The organism is Lacticaseibacillus sp. YLM2-1, from assembly GCF_056583465.1.
Genome location: NZ_CM152617.1, coordinates 2,219,208 through 2,241,557 on the forward strand (window position 1 = coordinate 2,219,208; position 22,350 = coordinate 2,241,557).

The following is a 22,350-nucleotide window of genomic DNA, read 5'->3' on the forward strand; positions in this document are numbered from 1 at the left end:
ACTGTTATGATATGCAGCTGTATGCTTAATTGACGGCGTTTCGGCCACCAAACAAATATTAGCTAAAACCATTTTGAAAACATCTTTGAAAACGATGGAAGAATGAAAACGTATTTAGGGGCGAATCACTTCTTGAATCAGCGGCGTTTTTTTCGGCACTTTATCGCCAATATGATAAGCGCTTCTGACCATGTTGCTGATAGCGTCAACGTTTTCGGTGTCGGCATGCAGCGTAACCAACGTATCGCCTTTGGTCACAGGTGTCCCCAGTTTTTTATGCAGGACAAGCCCTACTGCCAAGTCTAAAATATCATCTTTTTTCGCTCGACCGCCACCAAGTTGCATCGCTGCCAAACCGAGAGCATTTGTGTCAATTTGGTCAACAATGCCAGATTCGGCAGCTTTCACAGCAATTCGATACTTAGCTTGTGGCAGTTTGCGTGGATCATCCACTACTGAAGCATCCCCGCCTTGTGCTGTGATCAATTGCTTGAAGGCATTCAACGCACGCCCGTCACGCAGCGCATCTTCGGCTAAGCCGCTGGCAATCTCCAGACTTGCCGCCTTGCCGCCAAGCACCAGCATCTGTGCTGCCAACGCCACGGTGAGATCATGGACGTCTTTCGGACCGCGATTTTTAAGAATGGCAATAGATTCCGCAATTTCTAGACTATTACCAATCGTAATGCCCAGCGGCTGGCTCATGTCTGTCAACAAAGCCACACTTTTAACCCCAGCGGTTTTGCTGATACCCACCAAGGCTTTGGCCAACGCCCGCGCATCTTCGGTGGTCTTCATAAATGCGCCATTGCCGACTTTTACATCAAAGACCAAGGCATTCGTACCACTGGCTAACTTTTTACTCATGATCGACCCCGCAATCAACGGAATCGATTCAACCGTACCTGTGACATCGCGCAAAGCGTAAATCAGTCGATCTGCTGGCGCAACCTCGCCGCTCGCACTGATAATGGCTTCATTGATTTGCTGTACTTGCTGCTTGAATTGGGTTTCGCTTTCCGCAACATTGAAGCCAGGAATGCTCTCAAGTTTGTCCAATGTACCGCCCGTGTGCCCAAGACCGCGTCCGGAAATCATCGGCACCGGCACACCTAGACACGCAACCAGCGGCGCCAACGGAATACTAATTTTGTCACCGACACCGCCAGTACTGTGTTTATCGACTTTAATACCCGGAATATCGCTCAAATCAAGTACGTCACCGGAATGCAGCATTGCAAAAGCAAAATGGCTGCGTTCCTCTGGCGTCATACCATTAAAATAAACCGCCATCAGAAAAGCACTCATCTGATAATCCGGAATTGCTTTTGCCGTATACTGTTCAATCATCCAAGTGAGCTCTTCATTGGTTAAAGCTTTGTGATCACGTTTTTTCGTGATTAAATCGACCATGCGCATCTCTCATCACCCTTTTCCCAGTTATTCATTCCATTGTACCGCGTCACGCGCCGCCTATGTTAAACTCTAAACAATCAGAGCGTGAACCAGCCCGGTCAGAAATCGGAGTGTAAGCGGGCCTGAACGTGATGACCGGGTTTGGGTCATTGCGTTCAGGGTCCTTACACGCAGGTTTCTGGGCTGGTGAACGCATTTAAAAGAGCGTGAACTGGCGCGTTTAGAAACCGAAGCATAAGTGGCCTCAAGCCTAAATAGCTGGGCTTTGGCTATTTAGGCTTGAGGTCCTTATGTGCAGGTTTCTGCGCCAGTGAACGCGTTTAAAAAGACGCGAACCAATCACCCCTCGGTCATGCCGACCACTCTTTATTGCCTGCGAACTTGTTTAGGAGGAAAACTTGATGGACTTTCAAACATTACATCAACTAAGCAAAACCGAACTACATTGTCATTTGGACGGCTCATTGTCGTTAAGTTGCATTCGTCAGCTCGCGAAAATGATCGACCGAAAATTACCGGCGACTGACGACGAACTGCGGCGACTGGTTCAGGCACCAGCAGATTCCGAGAATTTAGGTGATTATCTCAAAGCCTTCGACTTCGTGGCCCCCTTGCTGCAAACCAAAAAGGCCTTGCAACTCGCGGCCTACGATGTCGTTGAACAAGCGGCTGAAGAAAACGTCCGCTATATCGAAATTCGCTTCGCGCCCGTATTTTCCCTAGCAGGCGGATTATCGCTGGTCGAAGCAACGCAAGCCGTCATCGAAGGCTTGCACCAAGGCATGGCAACATATGACATCATGGCGAAGGCCTTAGTCTGTGGCATGCGACAGTTGCCCAACACCGATAACCAAACAATGTTTAAAACCACCGCCCCGCTACTTGGTTCAACACTCGTCGGCGGTGACTTTGCCGGCAACGAGGCTGATTTTCCAACGAACGTGTGCGCGCCGGCCATTAAAACTGCTCAATCCCTTGGCGTGCCGCTTACGTTTCATGCCGGCGAATGTCATTGCCCGCAAAACATTGCTGAAGCGGTACGACTCGGCATTCCGCGGATTGGCCATGCCACCGCTTGTTTTGATCAACCGGCACTCATTGAGAAAATTGTTGAAACTGGCACCACAGTTGAACTTTGCCTCACGAGCAACCTCCAAACGAAAGCCGCTCGTACACTCGCTGAGTTTCCGTATCAGGCGCTTAAAAAAGCTGGTGCCAAAATCACCATTAACACTGATAATCGAACAGTCTCGAATACCACGTTAACCCAGGAATATCAGCGTTATCAGCAAGCTTTTGGTACAACAGCAGCTGACTTTTTAGCATTCAATTTAAACGCCATTGATGCAGCTTTCATTCCTGATGCCGATAAGAAATCATTACGCGATCGGTTACATCAAGATTACGCAACTTATTGTTAATTTTCCCCAATTAAAAGACAAGCCATGATCACGACTATTGCTTGTCTTTTTTAATGCAGTTAACCAAGGCCTTGCTGATCAGGCGCTTAATCATTGCTTAATGAAAGCGCCACAACTTCGTCACGAATAAAGCCCAAATTCACCGCACATTCATCCCGCCAACGCCACAGCCCCTTGTTATGCTGGTTTTATCAACAAACGAAAGAAGGATGATGCATATGTTGATTAATCAAACCGATGTCATCGCAACCCAATTACAACAAATTGCTTACCCATATATTAACGCCATTACTGAAACCGGCGTCCCGATCACAATTACAACCAATCAAAAACAGCGCGATGACCCCGCCTTTTGGCAGAGCATCAGCGCTATCCTGAAAGCTCGTTTATGGGTACCCGTTTCAAAGAAGTACCATGAGTTAACCGACCATGACTGGCTGGCGACACCAGAAATGCCCTAACTAAGCTTGATAACTTGAAAAGGCCGTCGCAGCAAGCACCAAGGTCAACACAGCATCTGGTGAAAGTGCCGCACTGACTGTCTCAATATGGCCGCTGGTTGCGACTGCGCCAATCACTTCAAGCCCGTACTTAACAATATTCAAGTCACGCTGCGGGGTATACCCACCGTCAAAAACGGGTTCATGATTGTATGTAAAATTCAACTGATCATTTTTGATCGAGCCATCCACATGGTTGACCATGATACGGTCATGGGTGGCGGTCAATGGCGCATTGTCATCTGGCAAGTTTAACTTGTGATCAGATTCAGTTGTATAATAATCGGCCTGCTTCATATGCAAGTATTTCTCAGCTGGCTTCTTGAGCACCTTCAAATAATCCACAATTGCGTATACTTTGTTGGGGTCAAGCTGGGTTTTCTTGGCCATCAGGTCATCATTATGCGCCTCAAGCCAGTCTGCTAAATTACTGATACTAAATTGATCCATGTTGTGCCTCCATATTCGTTGCTAATTCTTACGCCAGTATAGCATGGACTTCAAGTCTGGCGAAGCGGGATTGTCATAAATTTGTTACACATACTGTTATATAATAGTAGTGGGAGATGAGGATGATGCTGAGCAATCGCGAGCCATATCCAATTATCGATTATTTAGGCCGACCTATCAAGCTGTCACTGTTTGTGACCTATCGATTACGCATTAAAAACGGCTATATCCTTGCACTGCGCCGAAATCAACATCAGCAAGTGATCCCGAACCTCATGGCCAAGAATGCGAGCTGATTCGGTTGCTGCAACAGCCACTGATGAACGGTTACTAATTGGCTAGGATGGTGTGTATCAATACACCATCCTTTTTTGATGGCGCCAGATGCGGCATGATCGCTCAGTCCGGGGAGCGATCTTCCAGCTTCGGTCCATGCGGCGTCGCCATTGCCATCATGGCGACTGTCAAAATAATAATAACGCCACCCAAGATTTCCGCAAATCCCATATGCATGTGTAAGAAAACGACTGAAACAACCGTTGCACCCAACGGCTCAAAGGCGTCTAGCAACGTGGCTGCCGTCGGAGAAATGAACTGCAAGCTCGCAAGGTAAACCGAATAAGCAATGATGGTGCCAAAAATCACAATGAACCAGTAACCAGCCCAACCTGCGTGATCTAAATGCGGTATTTCCTTCCAAAAAGGATCAAATACGTCAATCAACAAACCACCAATCAGTTGCGCCCATGCCGTGACGACAATCGGCGAGTGGCGGTGCAACAAGCCTGCAGGCAATAAGGTATACGCCGCTGCCGCCAATGCTGCCATGATACCCCAGAAAAAAGCATTCGGCGAAATGGCCAGATGAGTAAAATGCCCTTTGGTAACAACCAAAGCCGTCCCCATCATGGCAAAGCAAATCGTCACAATATCAATTCGTCGCGGCTTTTCGCGCAAACGCAGCGCTAAAAATATCAACACAACCACCGGTGACAAATATTGCAAAATCGTGGCAGTTGCAGCATTGGCTACTGCAACTGCCTTAAAGTAAATATACTGCATCCCGATCATGCCAAACAGAATAAATAGAATTAGCTGCAAGGCATCACGAGTATTCCGCCAAGGTGCTAGAATCGCTTTACGCTCTTTCCAAAAAGCCACGAGCATCAAAACAATTCCGGCGATAATCATCTTCGAACTAATCAGCCATGAAACTTTAATGCCTTGATCAAATAAGGCCTCGCTAATTGGGCCAGAGATTCCCCAAAAGCTTGACCCTAAAATTGCTAGAAAAATTCCCCACAGTCGGACGCGCTTCACCAGTCTTGCTCCCTCTTGGGCCGATTCGGATCAGTCCTGCATCACAACATGATCATCAATTAATCCGGCGCCTTGCAAATAATTATACACGATTACCGGCCCTACGAACGCAAAGCCGTTATTTTTCAAATCCTTGGCGATTTTGACCGATAAGGCACTTTTGGTCGGAATTTCCGCACGCGACTTAGGTCGATTGACCAACGGCTTGCCGTTCACAAAATGCCATAAATAGTGATCAAGGCTGCCATACTTTGCCTGAATTTTTAACACAGCTCTGGCATTGGTAATTGTTGCCTCAAGTTTCTTACGATTGCGAATGATGTCTTGCCGCTGCAATAACTGCTCGACGTCTTCTTCATCCATAGCAGCTACTTGTTTAATCGCAAAATTATGAAAAGCATCGTTAAAAGGAGCGCGCTTGCCAATGACTAGTTCCCAATTCAACCCAGCTTGGAAAATCTCAAGGGATAACAACTCAAATAACTTTTGATCATCATGAACCGGCACGCCCCATTCATGATCGTGGTACGCGCGCATAGCTGGTGACATTTTGGCAACCCAATCCGTATAACGCTTACGTTCCTGATACCGCTGCAATGCTGCTTCTGTCTTGGCTTCTTCAGCGTGATCATTTGATTTTACCATTGTCCAGCACCTCCATAGACTTGCATAGGCTTCTCTTTTACGGATACATTACGCCGCGCTGGCAGGGATTGCCAGTGAAGATGCTTGCAAGGCAAGATCATGCGTTCACCTGTGCAACGCTGGACAGGATTGCATTCATTTTAACGCGTTCGCAGCCACAGATGCCTACATATAAGGGCCTTGAACCGAACTGGCCACTTACACTCTGTTTTCTAGCCGCTCCTGTTCGCGCTTAACAAAAAAACCGATAACAAGTTTTGTCATCGGCTCACAAACAATCACTTACCTATTTAGTTTTAACGATCAGGACATCGCAAGGTGCCGTGCGGTTGACATATTCCGTGACAGATCCGACAAGGACGCGTTCTACAGCGTTCAAGCCAGTTGCACCGATCACAATGAGATCATTGTGATGGTCGTGCGGAAAATCAGTTGCAATTACCGTCTTGGGATTGCCAAACCGAATGTGAATATCAAGATCATCCAGACCTGCACTTTTGGCTTGATCTTTCAAATTATCTAAGTATTCCTGTGCATCTTGCGTCAACTGATAAACCGCATCGCCGGAAATCATGCCGCCGTAACTGCCAATAAACTGTTTGGTATCAAGCACATTCAAAACATCCAAGTGGGCTCGGTTGGCCAGTGCAACCTTAATGGCCTTGTTAAAAGCTAATTCTGCTTCCTTCGAGCCATCCACCGGTACGAGCAAGCGATCATATTCTTGATCCATTCCGCTCACATCCTTACTTTCTGATTAACTTAAGCATAGAACGCCGAGGAAACGAATACAAGAAATAAATTTGAACACTTAACATAGTAATCTATCCCAAGACCCTGTAAAATAAGACTCAACGGCAGGCTTTACTGATGCGCGTACTGAATCTGATCGAACCCGGTTATTATTTATTAAAATATGTTTTATTTCCGTGGGTTTATGATTGATTTAATACGCATTAATGCTATATTAAAGTTAGTGAGCTTGCATTCTTGAATTTAAGGATTCGGCGCCAAAAAAAATTGAAAGAAATGTGGTGGAAATATGATTACAAATGGTGTTGGCAGCGTGCTGCGACAGATCCGAAAGGGTCGCGGCGAATCAATCGTCGAAGTTGCAAAAGCAACCCATACTTCCCCAGCTAGTTTTACTAAGTGGGAAAACGATCAAACAATTCCGAGTGAACGGAGTATTCGCAAACTTGCGGAATACTATAATACAGATCCGCTCGAATTATTGAGTGTGGCTTATCCGGATAAATATGCTCAGAAGCAAGAAAACGAACAACCGGTCGGTGATGGTCCATCAATCCGTGTTGAGGACTTGTTAGGCAACAACTCAGTTCTGACATACAATGGTGTTCCGCTTGCGGCGGGCACCAAGTCGCTGGTAGCGGCTTTCATTGCCGGATTAATTATCGCTCAGCCTGAGTAAAGTTATTCTTCAAAAAAAGCCGTTATTTGACGGCTTTTTTTGTCCCTTCTGATACGCTCAGTCGACATGCCTTATACACGTATAACCCTTGAAAGCAATGCATTCTCGCTCACTCATAAAAGCACAGCCTAATGCCCAACTAGCTGGAAAACTTAAGGATGCATTGCCGGTACCAACAACTTTCGCGTATACTGGAGTCAAACGTTTTCACGATGGAGGAATTAAATTTGGAACCCAATGTTCTTGACATTAAAAATGGACTTAACTTTCGCGACCTCGGCGGCTATAAGACAAAATCCGGACAATTAGTCAAACCTAAGAAAGTCATTCGCTCTGCTAAGTTGAGCGAGTTATCTGACCAGGATTTGCAATACCTTTCCGATTACGGGCTCATCGCCGATGTCGACTTTCGCTCACCCGAAGAACAAGCAGCTGAACCCGATCGATACCCAGAACACGCGACCTACCATTTTGTGCCGGTTTTCCCAACAGACGAAACCAAGAGTAGTGAACAGGCGGATGCCTTGCAAAAGAGCTTCTCACGTGATCCGCACGCAGGTTTTGAAAACATGGTTAAAACCTACGCCGACATCGTCAAAATGCCTTCTGCACAAAAGGCTTATCGTCAATTCTTCGACATCCTCTTAAGTAACGATGACGAAAATGGTGCTGTTCTTTTCCATTGCACAGCCGGTAAAGATCGAACCGGGATGGGCGCGGTATATCTACTTTCAGCCCTCGGTGTTGATGGTCATACCATTCGCCAAGACTACCTCGCGACAAACGATCTCATTCAGCCGATGGTCGAAAAGAATTTGGCAGCTGCTCGTAAGCATGGCGCAACTGATGCTCTTCTTGCCAACATTCAAGATCTCGGCACGGTTTCGGGTGCCTTTCTTGACAGCGCCTTAGCCACGATCGATGCTGAATATGGTAGCATGCGCGACTATTTGCAAGATGAATTAAAGCTGACCCCCGCTGAAAAACGGGATCTCCGCGAACTTTATCTACAGTAAAAAGCTACGCGAATGAGTTACAACAGTTGATGGCTCAATCAGACAATATCTTTGAGCACATCTATTAAGAAACTGGGAAAACACCTCTGTTGAGTCCCGCAAGCGCGGTGTTCTTTGACAGGCGATGTTTCAGTCCCGGTTTCTTTTTTAATTATGCGTGATCACTTTCTGCGTTCTTAACGATACTGATAACAACAAAAAATAGCTAAATTTAATCGGCATCTTTGCGTTCCTACTCTAACTTGGCTAGAATAATGACATCAATGACGTTAAGAGGTGACCGGGATGGATTTAAAAATGATGATTAAAGCTCATGCTAAAGAGTTGGGAATCGACAAAATCGGCTTTACGACCGCTGATAATTTTGCCGCGCTTAAACCTAGCTTGCTCGCACAAAAAGCGGCCGGTCACACGACTGGCTTTGAACATCAAAATATCGATGAACGCCTATATCCTGATAAAATTTTTGACCAGCCACAAAGTATAATCGCAATTGCGTTAGCGTATCCGGCTAAAATCCATGAACGACCGCCGCGAACAGGACCCAAACGTGGCCGATTTGCGCGGGCCAGCTGGGGCATTGATTATCACACTGTGCTTGATCGAAAAATGGCGTCACTTATCAAGTTTATTAAACGAACGGCAGAAAATGATCCTAACTTGCGTTTCAAACCCATGGTCGATACAGGTGAATTAATCGATGTTGTCGTTGCGCAACGCGCCGGCGTCGGCTTTATCGGCAAAAACGGTCTACTCATCACCCCTGAATTTGGTTCGTATGTGTACCTCGGTGAGATCATTACCAATATTAAGTTTGCCCCTGACGAACCGATGACCTCACAGTGCGGTGATTGTACTCGCTGTATTGATTTTTGCCCGCCAAAAGCCTTGCTTGGTGACGGTCGCATGAATGGCCAACGCTGTCTTTCCTATCAAACCCAGACTAAAGGCTACATGGATCCAGAATTTCGGCCCATGATTCGCAACGTCCTATACGGCTGCGATATCTGCCAGCAGGTTTGTCCGTTTAATAAAGGCAAGGATTTTCATATCCATCCAGAAATGGAACCCGACCCGGAAACGGTATTACCGGAACTGATTCCAATGTTAACGCTGACCAACAAGGACTTTAAAACGCGCTTTGGCAAACTGGCTGGTGCTTGGCGCGGCAAAAAACCACTGCAACGTAATGCCATTATCGCACTGGTCAACCTGCATGACCGCAGCGCCATTCCTCACTTGCTCGAGGTCATTGAGCATGATCCGCGACCAATGATTCGAGCAACTGCAGCTTGGGCCGTTGGTAAATTACAGTCATCGTCTAATCCTGAAATCGAGACTTTTCTTAAAACGGCCTTGGCAAAAGAAACGACGCCAGAAGCGCAAGTCGCCTTTCAGGATGCACTTGATCACCTAACCCAACATTGAGCATGTTATAATGACTCTTAAGAATACGAGGTGCCTATATTGAAACTATATCAAGGACTCACTCAGGTGCAGGTCAATGAAGAAATGGCCGATGATACACCTGACTTCACCATTACCACCGATCTAACCAAACCGTTGCACTACTCACCATCGGAACTTTACCACTACTTGGATGCGGTCTTAAAACCCGGTAGCCGGCACGATCAGAATAATCTGAAGTATGTCACGGATGCCGCCTTCATCGGCGAAAATTTTGATTTCAACTCAATCCCTTACACTGCTAAGTTAAAGGATTTTGAAGAAAAAATGGCATTTGCTCGCAACCTTGTCAGTGATCTCAATCGTCACGTCAGCGTCAATCTGAATACAAAAAATCATACGTTTGAACTTTTATTCGTTGATTAAGAAAAAATAAAAACCGTTGTTCGGGAAGTTTTCCCCGACAGCGGTTTTTTGTACTTTCAATTTAAGCAGGAATCTGCTATCTAGCGCAAGGCCGGGATCACAGCTGTCAATTGTTGAACAACCAACACACTGAGCGCCATCTTGAGCAAGTCACCAGGAATATAAATCAAGACACTCGCAAGCGCTGGGACAAAGCCCAAACTGGTAGTCGCAGCTAACCACGCGGCACCCAGAAATTCCGTCAAAAGGACCCCACCAAATGTCATCCCCAGTACTTTGGTTAACCAAAAATCAGGTTTCAGATAGTGCGTTATGGCCGCATATGCTATCGGTGTCAACAACCAGCCGTACATGAAACCAGCAGTCGGTCCTAAGAAAATAGCAATACCGCCTCGACCGCCTGTCAATACTGGCAAGCCTAATGCTGCCAATGCCAATAACATACCAATTGTGATCGTTGCTGGCCGCGTTGGTAACAACATTGCAACCAACATAACACCCATGTTCTGCAAGACAATCGGCACACCAAGAAAGCCAACAGTGATCGGTGGCGCAAAGGCCAAGCCAATCAAAACTGCCAACAATAGTCCCATCCGTGTCAAAGTTTTTGTTTGCATGAAGTCACCATTCCCATCTTATGTTTCACTTAGGATACCATATCGTGACGCCATGCAGTACCAAAAATCGTTCAGGGCATGTCTCTTTTGTGTTCTTTTGCCGAAAAATCGCCTTTTTGTGGCTAAAATACCCGATTTTTACTTTTCTTCGGTCAATTTACCTTCATAGGCCAGTTTCTCGTTTTCGTAGCCCAGCATGTGATCTTCAAAATGATCAATTTTATAGTCTAGGTAGCGAAGGGTCTTGTTAATATTATCGCGCCGTTCAATCAAAGCATCGCGTTGTTCAATAAACAAAGACTTTCGGGCTGCAATTGTTTGATCGCCTTCCCGTAAAAGCTTAACAAACTCGGAAAGCGATTCAATCGACATCCCAGCCTTACGGAGAACCATGATGTAATAAACCCAGTTGACCGCATGTTCATCGTAGTCACGATAACCACTCTGATTCCGTTGAATTTCAGGCAATAACCCAATTCTTTCCCAGTAACGTAATGTATCCTTTGTCAGATTAAACTTTTTACTAACTTCATCAATTGTCACGCTTATCGCTCCTTCAACAGTCTCAGCAGATCAACGACATGATTATCTGGCATTCACCCGCAAACTAAGTTCAGTGGTCTAATACCGATCACAACGGATTTCTGACTCAGATAGTCAAATGATCCTTTGCATGATGTGACTCACCATGAGCTCCAATCAATACCTGATAAACCTTTGTCCAAGCATCTCAAAATTTTTAGCACACCAAGACGTTTCTACAACGTTGTCAGCCATGCAGAGATTTCGGCCTTCTTTTGGGCGACATTGTCACCCGCCATACCAAATCCTTGTTTGACTTGCAGTTGCCCAGCTGCCTGTTTAAACGCCTGTTCATAGGCGCCGGGTGTGCAAGCATCGGTATAAAAAGGCCTGAATACAGCTCGACTGCCTTGCTCCTGTTTTAGAAAACTCAAAACTGGTGTTGATGGCGCTGCCGACCAAACCGGACCACCAACCAAGATCGTTTCATAACCGGTCAGATCAGGAATAACCGTTGTCAGATGCGGTAAATTTCCGGACGCTACTTGGTGTTTTGCCCGACCAGAGGTGTCATACATATCTGACGAAAAAGTTTGCTCAGGAACACGTAGAGCTAACAGGTCTGCATCTGTCGCCTGTTGTAAATATTTCGCCAATGTAGCAGTATGCCCTGACCATGAATAATACACAATCAGTACTTTACTTGCCATGACAGTCTCCTTTAACCTTCAACCACGATTAGTGACTTAATGGCCTTCCGCTGATCCATCGCATCATAAGCGTCTTGAATATGTTCAAGATCAAAGCGTTGCGTGAAGACTTTGCCTGGGTGAATCTCGCCATTCAAGACGGCTTTGAGTAGCAATTGTTTGTCATCTGTCGTGACCGAAGCGATCCCCCCACGCAGACCAATATTTCGCCAGAACAGATTATTCGTGTTCATCTCTGGCTTTTGAGGTACGCCGACACGACCCACAACTGCGCCTGGACGACCTACTTTAGTGGCAGTATCGACTGACTATTCAGTGCCAACACATTCAAGCACAGCATCAGCACCTGCGCCGTTCGTCATTGCTAAGACTTTCTGAACCGCTTCATCCCCACGTTCGGGTACAATATCAGTTGCGCCAAAAGCAATCGCCATTTTTTGCCGGTCTTCATGCCGACTCATCGCAATGATGCGCTTAGCACCGCGTAACTTGGCAGCAATGACGCCGCAAAGGCCAACTGCCCCGTCGCCCATGACAACAACTGTATCGCCTTGTTTAACCTCGGCGCTTGCAGCAGCATGATAACCTGTCGCCATGACATCAGCCAGTGTGACAAATGAATTCAACATCTCATCTGAATAATCGCTCGGCTGACCCGGAATTTTAACCAAGGCCCAGTTTGCATTCGTGAAACGTAAATACTGCCCCTGATAGCCACCATTGCCGCCTGCTTCCTGATTCATGCAATCACCATCAAAACCGGCAAGACAAGCCGCACAGTGACCGCAACCATGTGTAAACGGCGCAATGACAAAATCACCGACATGAATATCATGAACTTCAGCACCAACTTCTTCCACAATGCCAATCGCCTCATGACCAACAAGACTATTAGCGTCTCGATGTGAGATGCCGCGGAACCACCATAAGTCTGATCCGCACACACTGGCTCGAACAATCTTGATGATTGCATCAGTTGGCTTTTGAAGCTGCGGTTTTGGTACATCTTGTGTTTCGACTTTACCTGGTCCTAAAAAAACAGCTGCTTTCATTTGAAATACCTCCTAAATGTGAGCACGAGCCAGCACGATTACCAACCGGCGTGTAAGTGACCTTGGGCGCGATGGTCGCACTTTGACCATTACAACCAAGGTCCTTACACGCAGATTGCTGCGCTGGCGAGCGCGTTATCGTGAGCGCTTTTCCCCAGTTAATAAACCGGTCGATCTGATCCGGCCGTATCAGGATCGGCAATCCCGACACTGTCGTTTTTCAAATAATCAGGATCCGCAATGATCTTAAGCACCACGTCGGCCACACTCTTGCGTGAGCCCGAAACTCCGACATAAGTTTCATCTCTATGCGTCAGTTGATACTTAACGTCACGATCATTTAGCCAAGGTAGGCGTAAGGTTGTGTAGTCGAGACCCGACTGTTCAAGAAGTTGATCCGACTTCAGAGCTGATGGTAACCCATTGCCGATAGTCGCCTTGTTCCACTTGCCAAAGGTGCCTGGAACTTCGTCATAGATCCCGAGAACATTCGTATAAATCACCCGCTGCACGTGACCAGCCTTCATCCCCGCAATGACATTTTGGGTTTGTTGGCTGCCTTTGCTATGATCAACCACGCCGACAAATACAAGATCCTGGTCAACCATTGCTTTTTTGACATCATCCAACCGATCAAGACTGCCCTCAACCAGTGTGACCCGCGGATTTTTCGCCAACTGCGCCAAGCGTGATTGATGGCGTAAGAACAAGGTTAAATGTACATTGGCGAATTGATCATCGTTGAGAATTTGATTTTCAATCAGTCGTGAAATCTGGCCGTTTGCAGCCATTATCAAAATATTCTTTATCAAAACATCGCCTCCATGTAGATGTGCATCGCTTGCTTGAGTTTTCCCCGTAAACTGATATCGCAGTCATCACTGCTGAATCAGCTATAGGGGGGATCACCCCAGTCAAGAAAAACGTTATCTGTATCTAATTCGTTTATGGCTGAATCAATAAAGATGCCATGATCGTGGACAAGTTGCGTTATCTAAACCTTACTTCTTACGAACAAAGGCTATATTAAACCTTTGTGTGCACTCCAACGCAACCACAATCGTCATCTTTTCTTTTGTCGGCAAACAAACCCCGCTCTGGTCCTAAAAACAGAACGCGTATAATGAATAGCAAATTCAGTCATGAAGTGGCGGCATACTTATGGGAAAAGAACGGCCGGTGGCTTTTGAAGATGCAGTTTTGGCCATCATTATGACAATTCTAGTATTGGAATTGAAAAAACCTGAAACTATGAACTGGTCCGGCTTATGGGCATTAAGGGCAAACTTTTTTGCTTACGCCCTATCTTTCTTCTGGATCGGTCTAATGTGGGCATCACATCACAATAACTGGCACCTCGTCAAAAAATTGATAGACAAACAGTTGGTCTAACCTTGCTGCTGCTATTTTTCTCGTCACTGTTTCCATATACCACCAGCCTAGTTGCGGAGCACTTCAACAATGCAACAGCGCAGGTTTTGTATGGATCAATCATCATCATTATTTCGCTAATGAATGTGTTGTTGTCGCTCAATTTACGCAAACTCAATCCAGAGGCTAACTTTGGCCTGTTGTATGGCACACGTACCGTAATCGTCGCCCTTGATTTATTGTTCAAGCTAGTCGGTCTCCTTATTTCTATGACCATTTTCCCAGCCGCAATGGTGCTGTCAATCTGATTGGCCAGCCTTCTATTGATTTTCTTTCCAAAATCAGCATGAAACAACATGGCATTTTATGAAAATTTGCAAAAAAATAGCTGTGAACGAAATTTCGTTCACAGCTTTCGACTGCCCAGGCTGGATTCGAACCAGCGACCCTTTGATTAACAGTCAAGCATTCTACCACTGAACTACTGGGCAATGAGTATGTATAGTATATTCTCATGTTTCTTAGAAAAATGCAATATTTTTCGTCTTTCTTTTTTGCCATTTCCCTTTAAAAATTTAAAAATAGTTTTGACGTGCGCAGTATGACCACAAAAACGCTGACAGTCTTTGGTTATCGCTCGATGAACCTGCATAGTGCCCGTGAAATGGCCGCACGCTGACAAGCAGTTTCATCTATAATAAAGGTGAAAGGTCGTGAACCTATGGATGCTCCTTACCCGAATATGCAAGATCTGCCTGATTTGCCGTCTGAATCCGGCAACGATCAACCAATATGGCAAGCACTTGCCAAAAAAATACCTTCAGTTGCTGATCGCCGTGTTCTCGTCATTCATTGCGGCGATGGTTGGTTTTGTCGTCATGCCCTCAACGGCGGTGCCACCGCGGTTCTCGGTATTGACACCGATGCGGTTGCCATTCAAGATGCCCGCGCTGTTGCCAGCTCCGATCGCTTACGTTATCGCATCATGCCGGATAAATGGCTAAAACTGTTAACTGGACCATATGATCTCATCGTCGGCTCATTTGATCAATCACCAGAGGAGCTACGTGCCATGACTCATGTTTTAAGTGCGCTGCTTAGTCCTAAAGGCCAACTTATCGCCGCTGTTGCACCATCAAAGCAGCCCATTGGCGATGATCTCGCAGTTGATGAACTGATCAGCTCACAACTTGTGATCAATCGTTGGTACCAAGTGACGGATAAGCGGCTCACCCAAACGGAACAATTATATCTGTTGCTTAGCTCGCGGGTTTCGCACTGACATCTCAAGGTGAGCAACGGTCATTGACCACTACAATTAAAATGAGCACAAAAAAAGCCGAAGCACTTGCTCCGACTTTTTTGATGCATTCATTTAATTACTGAAGTACTTCAACGGTTGCAGACAGAATCCCTGCTGCAGGAATCTGGCCACTCGGCATTGCAACATCTAACTGATTAGGATTGCCTGCAGCAAAACTACCAGTATCATTAACTGTCCGAGTCAATGTTTGACCATTGGACATGGTGATGCGTAATACGGTGCCTTTAGGGAAGACGCTCAAGTTAGCAGCAACGCCACTGTAGCCCATGTTGCTACCTAGAACAGCCGGATCATAGAAGCTGATCTTGAAGGTGCCTTTGTTAGTTGCACTTTGGGTTGGTTGTGTCGTCTGAGTTGTCTGAGCAACTGGCTGGCTAACCGCCTGCTGTTGTACTTGTTGTTGCTGCTTTTGTTGCGCAGCTGCCTGCTGAGCCTGTTGCTGTTGAACTTGTTGCTGTTGAACTTGTTGCTGTTGTGCTTGCTGAGCTTGTTGCGCCTGTTCAGCAGCCTGTTGTTGTGCTTGCTGGTTAGCGGCCGATTCAGCAGCAGCTTGAACTGACGCAGCTGATTCAGCGGCAGCACTTTGCGCGGCAGCACTTTCAGCGGCGCTTTGCGCTGCTGCGGACGCAGCGGCACTCTGAGCAGCAGCGCTTGATGCTGCTTGCGCATTAGCTGACGCAGTTGCGGCCTGAGCAGCTTGTTCGGCTGGTGACGTTGTCTGAGTCGGTGCGGCAGCCGCATCAGCCTTTTTCGTCAATGGTGCCAACTGCTGCAAAGTATTAATACTCAGATAGCGTTCTGGAATCCAGCCGTGGTCTTCAGTTTCATACCAAATTTCTGCGAAGACTTTTTTACTATTCACAAATTTAACGTGTTCACCAGTTGTCACATAACGCTTAACTTGTTGACCCGCTGTCGGTGAGGTCCAAACAGTCGTAGCACCACCGTTGTAGGTAACATCAGCTTCGGTTTTGTCGCTAGCTGGTGCACTGACGGTCGCGGTTTCAGTATTCTTCGTATCAGCGCTGACGTGACTTGGCTTGGACAATGCCACGGCAGACAGTGCAACTGCTGAGAATAATACTGTACTTAAAAGCTTTTTCATGTTCGTATTCCTCCTGGGTTTGTGTGGTGATTTAACTAACTGAGACTTAGTATAGCTATCCAGTGTTACGAACATGTATTCTGTGTGTTGCGATTGGGTTAAGTTCTATGACAAAAGATTACATTAGATGACATCCTTAACAAACTGACACTGTCTTTTTGTTAAACCAAACTAAAACGGCATCTCTGTCAAACAGATGCCGTTTCACTTCTATAGGAAGAGTCGATCCAATGTTGCCGCCAAAACCTGATGTCCGTGATCCAGTATCCCCGGATTGACGGGGCCTTGCGGTTTGCCTGCTGCCGCACCAATTTCAGCAATCATGTCTGGGGTCACTTCCAGATGGAACTGGAAGCCAACGATATGGTCATGATAAGCGAAGCCTTGCACCGCATGCTCATTTTCGTAAAGTAATGTACTTCCTGGTAAGCGGCTCATCGCTTCCCCATGCCAGTGGAAAACATTGAGTAACGTGCCATCGGTACCGCGCACGGTGCCGATGCCTTCTTCTGGTTGCGGCATTCGATAAACATTGGCACCAAATGCTTTGGTAATCTGCTGGGCACCTAGACAAATCCCCAACACCGGGCGGCCCAATTTATTGAGGCTGCGGATCAAAATTCGTTCTACGGCGAGCCAATCAAAGTCATCATTGACGCTCATGGGTCCACCTAGCAAAATCAACCCATCCATCTCTGCTGGGTTCAGTTGTGCAATTGGATCCCCTTGATCAGGGCGGTAAGTGACCATGTTAACTTGCTTGTCTGCGGCCCAGTCTTTAATCGTGCCAAGATCCTCTGTATCAGTATGCTGCATGACTGTCAGCTTCATGCTGTCGTGCTCCTTTCGTGGCCGCTTAATCTTGGCCTTTCAACGCTGCTGCAAATGGCTTGATTGTGGTCATTGCGGGATCATAAATCGCAAAGTAAACCCGCTTAAACGCCCCTTCAAATTCGGGCAATAATAACGCTTTTCGAAACAACTTGGCGACTGGTGCAACTGGATTGCCAAATACGCCGGTTCCAAACGCGCCTAAAATGACCTGATCGACATCATGCGCCTTAAACGCCCGAAGCGTCTGCAGAATTTTAAACGCGATATCGTTCATGGCAGTGGCATCATCTAGCGTTGCATCAATTCGGCGATTAGGTGCTGCGACGGTGACAATGTCGACATATTTGTCTGTTAATCGCCGCCCTTGATCATCGAAAAGCTGGCGAACATGTTCTGCATAGATCAACTTCTGACTAAAAAGCCCGCGATTTGGCTTGCGACGATTAAGCTCATAATAATCTGCCATGTGCTGCTCAAGGGCTGGAACCAAATAAGTCCCCTTGGCAATGGCTTCTTCCTGCGCACGTGCGCCAACTGCAACCCCGCCGCCTGGATCGACCGGACTTGCAAAATTCATGACGCCGATTTTGCCCGTCAGTTCACTCATCAATTGGAAAACATCAACATTACGCAAGGCAATTTGCGGCGGTTCTGTCCCTTTCGCTGGCGTTTGCGGCAATGGTTCGCTAATGACCTGTGTTTTGGGCATTTCTGGTCGTGCCTTAAATGCTGCCATTGTCTCTTGGTACATCTTGACTTGTTCCATTCCTGCCACCTTCAATTAAATATTTTCGATTGACCCAAGCATAACATAGAAGCAAAGTGATGGAATTATCGGTCATCTTTGTCATTCAATGTTAAAATTAACTTTGTACGATACATGAAATGAGGAATGGAATACATGGAAAGTGGCCAAATCGTCCCCAATTTATTGGTGATGCTCGTCACCTTTTTATTCGCGGCATTTTTTGTCGCGTGTGAATTTGCTCTGGTGCAAAGTCGTCCAAGTGCCTTGGAAGAAATGATTGATAATGGTACTGGCCGTAAAGCTAAAGTCGAGCGGGCTTTACGAATGGTGCATAATCTAAACGAGTATCTCTCAACGACACAGGTTGGTGTTTCGCTGGCTGGCATTATCCTTGGTTGGATCGGGGAAACAACCGTTGAGTTTTTGTTGGTTGATCTTTTTGGCTTGACCCACCTGAGCTTGCCTAATGGTAGTCTGCACGCGGTTGGCGCGATTTTAGGCGTGATTATTTTAACCTATTTAGAAGTCGTGTTAACCGAAATTGTTCCAAAGAACATCTCGATTGATTATCCGATCAAAACCTTAATGCTGGTTGTAACACCGCTACATTATTTCCATATTTTGTTCTATCCTTTTGTTTGGCTGCTGAATGTCAGTGCCACCGGGATTGTCAAAATGATGGGGATGAAGCCCGCAGACGAAGGCAACGAAGCCTTTTCGCAAGCTGAGATTCTGAGTCTGAGTAAAAATGCCGTCACAACTGGTGACATGGAACAAAATGATGTTATCTACATGCAGCGGGCATTTGAACTGAATGACAAGACCGCCAAAGACATCATGGTGGATCGAACCAGCTTGTTTGTCATTGATATCACCACCACCGTCAAAGAAGCTTTGCGGGATTACTTAACGCAAGGTTACAGCCGATTCCCGGTTGTTGCGAATGGCGATAAGGATAAGATTCTCGGGTATGTTTACATCTATGACTTGGTCAAGCAAGGTCAAGTCGACCCGTCTGTGAAAGTCTCTAAGCTGTTACGTTCCATCATTAATGTGCCTGAAGTAACACCGATTCATAGTATTCTGGCACAAATGATCAAGAAACAGACGCCAATTGTTGTGGTCGTTGACGAATATGGTGGTACTAGTGGGATTGTCACCGACAAGGATATTTACGAAGAACTATTTGGTACCGTCAAGGATGAAATTGATGATGTCTCTGATGAATACATTCGGCAAACGGATGATCCAAAGGTCTTCCGAGTCAGTGGCAAAACAACCTTGTGGGATTTTGAACGTTACTTCCACACCAATATTAAAGCCTTCACTGATTCAGAAATCATCACCATTGCTGGCTTTATCATGGAAGATCATCCCGATTTGAAACTGCACGATAAGGTCAAGATTGATCATTTCAACTTCACCGTTGCAGATTTTTCCCGCGGCTTTGCTAACTGGTTTGATGTCACACAAGATCCAAAACCAGTTAAACAAACGGTTGCTGAAGAGGTTAAAGAAGCTAAAAACGACGATAACAAGCATTAATCAGGATCAAGCTAAACTTTCAAAAACGTGGTACTCGTTGAGGGGATCACGTTTTTTTATCGTAATCTATTTTTGTGCAATACCGCTAGGCGCACCTACCAGCCGATAAACTAAACCCTAATGACAGCAACGATTTCATTATTTACCCAAAGCCGTTGAGGACGTGCTAGACTGGATTATAACGATTTTAAGAAAGGACACGATATTGTTGACAACAACAGACGTTAATGGTCATCCATATAATCGCTTGCTGCTTGTGATTACCTTGTTGATCGGTACTTTTACAACATTCTTGACGCAAACGATTTTGACCACGGCTTACCCGACGCTGATGGCGGATTTTCACATCAGCGCGAGTGCAGTCCAATGGCTGACCACTGGCTTCATGCTGATTATGGGTATTATGATCCCGGTTTCCGCATGGCTGCTGGATAAATTCAATGTTAAGTATCTCTACTTAACAGCTATGACAATCTTTTTCCTTGGTTCCTTGATTTGTTGGTTAGCACCAGATTTTCAAGTTCTGCTGGCTGGTCGGCTCACGCAGGCGATTGGCGTTGGTATGTCAATGCCGACTTTCCAAACAGTCATGTTCACGATTTTCCCACCTGGCAAACGTGGTAGTGCCATGGGCCTAGCTGGGATTGTTATTGGCCTAGCTCCTGCCATCGGCCCGACGCTTTCTGGTTGGATTCTGCTTAATCATACTTGGCGGGCTTTATTTGCCGTTATTATGCCAATTGCTGCTGGGGTCGTGCTGCTGGCCATCTATAGCATGCGAAAAGTTTTGCCGACCTCGAATCCAAAAATTGATATTCCTTCCATTATTGCTTCGACTTTGGGTTTTGGCGGCTTGCTTTATGGCTTCTCCACAGTTGGTGATGCTGGTTGGACCGATTTCCAAGTACTGATTAGCTTAGCCATCGGCATTATTTTCGTTGCCTTATTCTGCGTGCGCCAGTTACGCCTCGAAACGCCTCTGCTAGAACTGCGCGTTTTCAAATCACGCACGTATACATTGAGCGTCATTTTAACAGCGGTGGCGTTTATGTCGATGGTTGGTGTAGAAATGGTCTTGCCAATGTACATCCAAACGATCCGTGGTGAATCTGCCTTTCACTCTGGGATGATCCTTTTTCCCGGAGCCATCATGATGGGGATTATGAGTCCAATTACCGGCCGGATTTTCGACAAAATTGGGGCCAAGCGGCTGGCTGTTGCCGGTCTGTTCTTGCTAGTTGCCGGATCGCTGCCGCTGGTCACCCTAACTGCTAACACGCCGATTATCTATATTACGACCATTTACACAGTGCGCATGTTCGGCATTACCATGGTCACGATGCCGGTCACCACTGCTGGTATGAACGCCTTGCCAACACACCTGATCAATCACGGGACGGCGGTCAATAACACGGTTCGGCAAGTCGCCGCCTCAATTGGCACCGCAATACTGGTGTCAGTATTATCAGTAGTCACTAAAGATGCAACGCCAGCCGCTAGTGGTCGACTGCTTGACCCGATCCATTACACCAACGCTATGAACAATGCAGTCATTGCCGGTTATCGCGCGGCTTTTGCCGTCTCACTAGTCATGGCAGCGCTTGGTCTCGTTCTCAGCTTATTTTTGAAAACAGACGTCATTGATCGGAGGGACGCCTCATGATTATCTTGTTATTGATCGTCGGTGCGCTTGCCTTTTTCTGGGCTGTTGTGTTAATGCAACCAAGTCGGCGCCGTCAATTAACGATCTGGGTAAGCGCGGGACTTGTCTTGGCCCCCATCCTATTGTTAAGCGTGAATGACCTTTATCACGTTGGCTTCAACATTGACGAAACCACTGAACTGCAGCCATTAGCACCGATGGACGACCAGTTGCAAATTTCGCGGCGGCCCATTGGCACAGCAAAAAAGCATTTCAGCTATCGTTACCTTATCATTTCCGATGCAACCGTTCATACCGCTACACCTAGTACCACGGTCTCAACTCGCATCGAACATGGCACCATTCCGCAAGTTGCAGTGACAACTCAGAAGCTGACTTATAGCAATGCGCTGACCGCTATTTTGTTTGCTGGATCAGGCGAACAAGGTAAAGCAATTGGCAAAATTTACACCTTCACACTGCCAGCAAATTGGCAGATTGTTGATCAGTAAACGCCATCTTGCACTCGCAGAAACCGATTCACGTTCCGTCATCACGCACTCGCCAGCACAAAAATTTGAAGCTGAGCCATACACTTATGATTTGTTAGATCTCAATTGATCTGAGTAATGGGTCTGGCAAAAAGTTTCTTACCGTGCCAAACTCCGCAATCTCCGGCCAGCTGGGGTGGCGACGCGAAGCTAGAGCGGAGACGGCGCTTCGAGCCCAAAGACCGGTCTCGAAGTCGCCTAACAACATCAGCGCCAAAGCCCGTCGCTGTGCTGTTTGCACGGCTGAGCCCCATCTGGCCTACGATTGCTACGCTTTGGCACTGAAATCTTTAAAG

Annotated in this window: 25 protein-coding genes, 1 tRNA gene and 1 pseudogene; 13 read left to right on the top strand and 14 right to left on the bottom strand. The window is 46.5% G+C overall.

From position 1 onward, the window contains the following. Window positions 1-114: 114 nt before the first annotated feature. The gene (locus AC07KQ_RS10655; protein WP_274991004.1) at window positions 115-1,419 is read right to left on the bottom strand and encodes a pyrimidine-nucleoside phosphorylase; all 1,305 of its coding nucleotides are present in this window, start codon (window positions 1,417-1,419) and stop codon (window positions 115-117) included. Between the two features lie 398 nt (window positions 1,420-1,817). Here AC07KQ_RS10655 and add point away from each other — a divergent pair, with 398 nt between their 5' ends. After that, window positions 1,818-2,837 (top strand): adenosine deaminase, encoded by a 1,020-nt coding sequence (add, locus tag AC07KQ_RS10660; protein ID WP_003571237.1) that lies wholly within the window; start codon window positions 1,818-1,820, stop codon window positions 2,835-2,837. Between the two features lie 218 nt (window positions 2,838-3,055). Next, a complete protein-coding gene (locus AC07KQ_RS10665; RefSeq protein WP_003566960.1) occupies window positions 3,056-3,298 on the top strand; it encodes a hypothetical protein in 243 nt (80 codons plus the stop codon). Here the strand turns inward: AC07KQ_RS10665 and AC07KQ_RS10670 are convergent, their stop codons facing one another. After that, window positions 3,299-3,787 (bottom strand): hypothetical protein, encoded by a 489-nt coding sequence (locus AC07KQ_RS10670; protein ID WP_003566962.1) that lies wholly within the window; start codon window positions 3,785-3,787, stop codon window positions 3,299-3,301. 125 nt (window positions 3,788-3,912) lie between these two features. Between AC07KQ_RS10670 and AC07KQ_RS10675 the strand changes: the two genes are divergently transcribed. Further along, window positions 3,913-4,083 carry a hypothetical protein gene (locus AC07KQ_RS10675; protein ID WP_003566964.1) on the top strand — a complete coding sequence of 57 codons (171 nt, stop codon included), beginning with the start codon at window positions 3,913-3,915 and terminating at the stop codon, window positions 4,081-4,083. A gap of 103 nt (window positions 4,084-4,186) precedes the next feature. Here the strand turns inward: AC07KQ_RS10675 and AC07KQ_RS10680 are convergent, their stop codons facing one another. The 3 genes from AC07KQ_RS10680 to AC07KQ_RS10690 form a co-directional block, all read right to left on the bottom strand. Beyond that, a complete protein-coding gene (locus AC07KQ_RS10680) occupies window positions 4,187-5,107 on the bottom strand; it encodes a DMT family transporter (RefSeq protein WP_003566966.1) in 921 nt (306 codons plus the stop codon). 30 nt (window positions 5,108-5,137) lie between these two features. After that, window positions 5,138-5,752 (bottom strand): DNA-3-methyladenine glycosylase I, encoded by a 615-nt coding sequence (locus AC07KQ_RS10685; RefSeq protein ID WP_003571242.1) that lies wholly within the window; start codon window positions 5,750-5,752, stop codon window positions 5,138-5,140. A gap of 286 nt (window positions 5,753-6,038) precedes the next feature. Further along, a complete protein-coding gene (locus AC07KQ_RS10690) occupies window positions 6,039-6,485 on the bottom strand; it encodes a universal stress protein (protein ID WP_003566971.1) in 447 nt (148 codons plus the stop codon). Window positions 6,486-6,794: 309 nt separating this feature from the next. Between AC07KQ_RS10690 and AC07KQ_RS10695 the strand changes: the two genes are divergently transcribed. The 4 genes from AC07KQ_RS10695 (at window position 6,795) to AC07KQ_RS10710 (ending at window position 10,033) form a co-directional block, all read left to right on the top strand. Next, entirely contained in the window at window positions 6,795-7,184 is a 390-nt protein-coding gene (locus tag AC07KQ_RS10695) for a helix-turn-helix domain-containing protein (RefSeq protein ID WP_003566973.1), read from the top strand. A gap of 227 nt (window positions 7,185-7,411) precedes the next feature. Further along, a complete protein-coding gene (locus AC07KQ_RS10700) occupies window positions 7,412-8,200 on the top strand; it encodes a tyrosine-protein phosphatase (protein ID WP_003571245.1) in 789 nt (262 codons plus the stop codon). A 285-nt stretch (window positions 8,201-8,485) separates the two neighbouring features. Then, window positions 8,486-9,628, top strand: coding sequence for a tRNA epoxyqueuosine(34) reductase QueG (gene queG, locus AC07KQ_RS10705; protein WP_003571247.1), 1,143 nt, complete (start codon window positions 8,486-8,488; stop codon window positions 9,626-9,628). Between the two features lie 39 nt (window positions 9,629-9,667). After that, window positions 9,668-10,033 carry a hypothetical protein gene (locus tag AC07KQ_RS10710; RefSeq protein ID WP_003566980.1) on the top strand — a complete coding sequence of 122 codons (366 nt, stop codon included), beginning with the start codon at window positions 9,668-9,670 and terminating at the stop codon, window positions 10,031-10,033. Between the two features lie 80 nt (window positions 10,034-10,113). On the opposite strand, the gene AC07KQ_RS10715 is transcribed toward AC07KQ_RS10710, so the two are convergent. The 5 genes and pseudogenes from AC07KQ_RS10715 to AC07KQ_RS10735 form a co-directional block, all read right to left on the bottom strand. Beyond that, window positions 10,114-10,650, bottom strand: a complete 537-nt coding sequence (locus AC07KQ_RS10715; protein WP_003571251.1) for a biotin transporter BioY — start codon at window positions 10,648-10,650, stop codon at window positions 10,114-10,116. A gap of 138 nt (window positions 10,651-10,788) precedes the next feature. Then, window positions 10,789-11,193, bottom strand: coding sequence for a MerR family transcriptional regulator (locus tag AC07KQ_RS10720; protein WP_003566985.1), 405 nt, complete (start codon window positions 11,191-11,193; stop codon window positions 10,789-10,791). Window positions 11,194-11,408: 215 nt separating this feature from the next. After that, complete coding sequence (locus tag AC07KQ_RS10725) at window positions 11,409-11,882, bottom strand: flavodoxin (protein ID WP_003571252.1); 474 nt, start codon at window positions 11,880-11,882, stop codon at window positions 11,409-11,411. A gap of 11 nt (window positions 11,883-11,893) precedes the next feature. Continuing rightward, a pseudogene (locus tag AC07KQ_RS10730) lies at window positions 11,894-12,934 on the bottom strand (zinc-binding dehydrogenase). Window positions 12,935-13,092: 158 nt separating this feature from the next. Beyond that, window positions 13,093-13,746, bottom strand: coding sequence for an SDR family oxidoreductase (locus AC07KQ_RS10735; protein WP_003571256.1), 654 nt, complete (start codon window positions 13,744-13,746; stop codon window positions 13,093-13,095). 349 nt (window positions 13,747-14,095) lie between these two features. Here AC07KQ_RS10735 and AC07KQ_RS10740 point away from each other — a divergent pair, with 349 nt between their 5' ends. Continuing rightward, window positions 14,096-14,326 (top strand): TMEM175 family protein, encoded by a 231-nt coding sequence (locus AC07KQ_RS10740; protein ID WP_003659495.1) that lies wholly within the window; start codon window positions 14,096-14,098, stop codon window positions 14,324-14,326. 2 nt (window positions 14,327-14,328) lie between these two features. Continuing rightward, complete coding sequence (locus AC07KQ_RS10745) at window positions 14,329-14,613, top strand: hypothetical protein (RefSeq protein WP_274991012.1); 285 nt, start codon at window positions 14,329-14,331, stop codon at window positions 14,611-14,613. A 111-nt stretch (window positions 14,614-14,724) separates the two neighbouring features. Here the strand turns inward: AC07KQ_RS10745 and AC07KQ_RS10750 are convergent. After that, window positions 14,725-14,796 (bottom strand) — tRNA-Asn (locus AC07KQ_RS10750). Window positions 14,797-15,026: 230 nt separating this feature from the next. On the opposite strand from AC07KQ_RS10750, the gene AC07KQ_RS10755 reads away from it, so the two are divergent. Then, on the top strand, window positions 15,027-15,587 hold the full coding sequence (locus AC07KQ_RS10755; protein WP_003566993.1) for a class I SAM-dependent methyltransferase: 561 nt from the start codon (window positions 15,027-15,029) through the stop codon (window positions 15,585-15,587). Window positions 15,588-15,684: 97 nt separating this feature from the next. Here the strand turns inward: AC07KQ_RS10755 and AC07KQ_RS10760 are convergent, their stop codons facing one another. From AC07KQ_RS10760 to AC07KQ_RS10770, 3 genes are all read right to left on the bottom strand, one after another. Further along, on the bottom strand, window positions 15,685-16,734 hold the full coding sequence (locus AC07KQ_RS10760; RefSeq protein ID WP_016386696.1) for an RlpA-like double-psi beta-barrel domain-containing protein: 1,050 nt from the start codon (window positions 16,732-16,734) through the stop codon (window positions 15,685-15,687). Window positions 16,735-16,944: 210 nt separating this feature from the next. Then, window positions 16,945-17,565: a type 1 glutamine amidotransferase gene (locus AC07KQ_RS10765; RefSeq protein WP_003571260.1), complete on the bottom strand. Its 621-nt coding sequence runs from the start codon at window positions 17,563-17,565 to the stop codon at window positions 16,945-16,947. A 25-nt stretch (window positions 17,566-17,590) separates the two neighbouring features. Continuing rightward, entirely contained in the window at window positions 17,591-18,334 is a 744-nt protein-coding gene (locus AC07KQ_RS10770) for a TIGR02452 family protein (RefSeq protein ID WP_003571262.1), read from the bottom strand. 135 nt (window positions 18,335-18,469) lie between these two features. On the opposite strand from AC07KQ_RS10770, the gene AC07KQ_RS10775 reads away from it, so the two are divergent. The 3 genes from AC07KQ_RS10775 (at window position 18,470) to AC07KQ_RS10785 (ending at window position 22,015) form a co-directional block, all read left to right on the top strand. Beyond that, window positions 18,470-19,861, top strand: coding sequence for a hemolysin family protein (locus AC07KQ_RS10775; RefSeq protein WP_003567003.1), 1,392 nt, complete (start codon window positions 18,470-18,472; stop codon window positions 19,859-19,861). Window positions 19,862-20,066: 205 nt separating this feature from the next. Further along, a complete protein-coding gene (locus tag AC07KQ_RS10780; RefSeq protein WP_003571264.1) occupies window positions 20,067-21,524 on the top strand; it encodes an MDR family MFS transporter in 1,458 nt (485 codons plus the stop codon). Further along, a complete protein-coding gene (locus AC07KQ_RS10785; protein ID WP_003571266.1) occupies window positions 21,521-22,015 on the top strand; it encodes a DUF4811 domain-containing protein in 495 nt (164 codons plus the stop codon). Before AC07KQ_RS10780 ends, AC07KQ_RS10785 begins: the two co-directional genes overlap by 4 nt. Window positions 22,016-22,350: the final 335 nt, after the last annotated feature.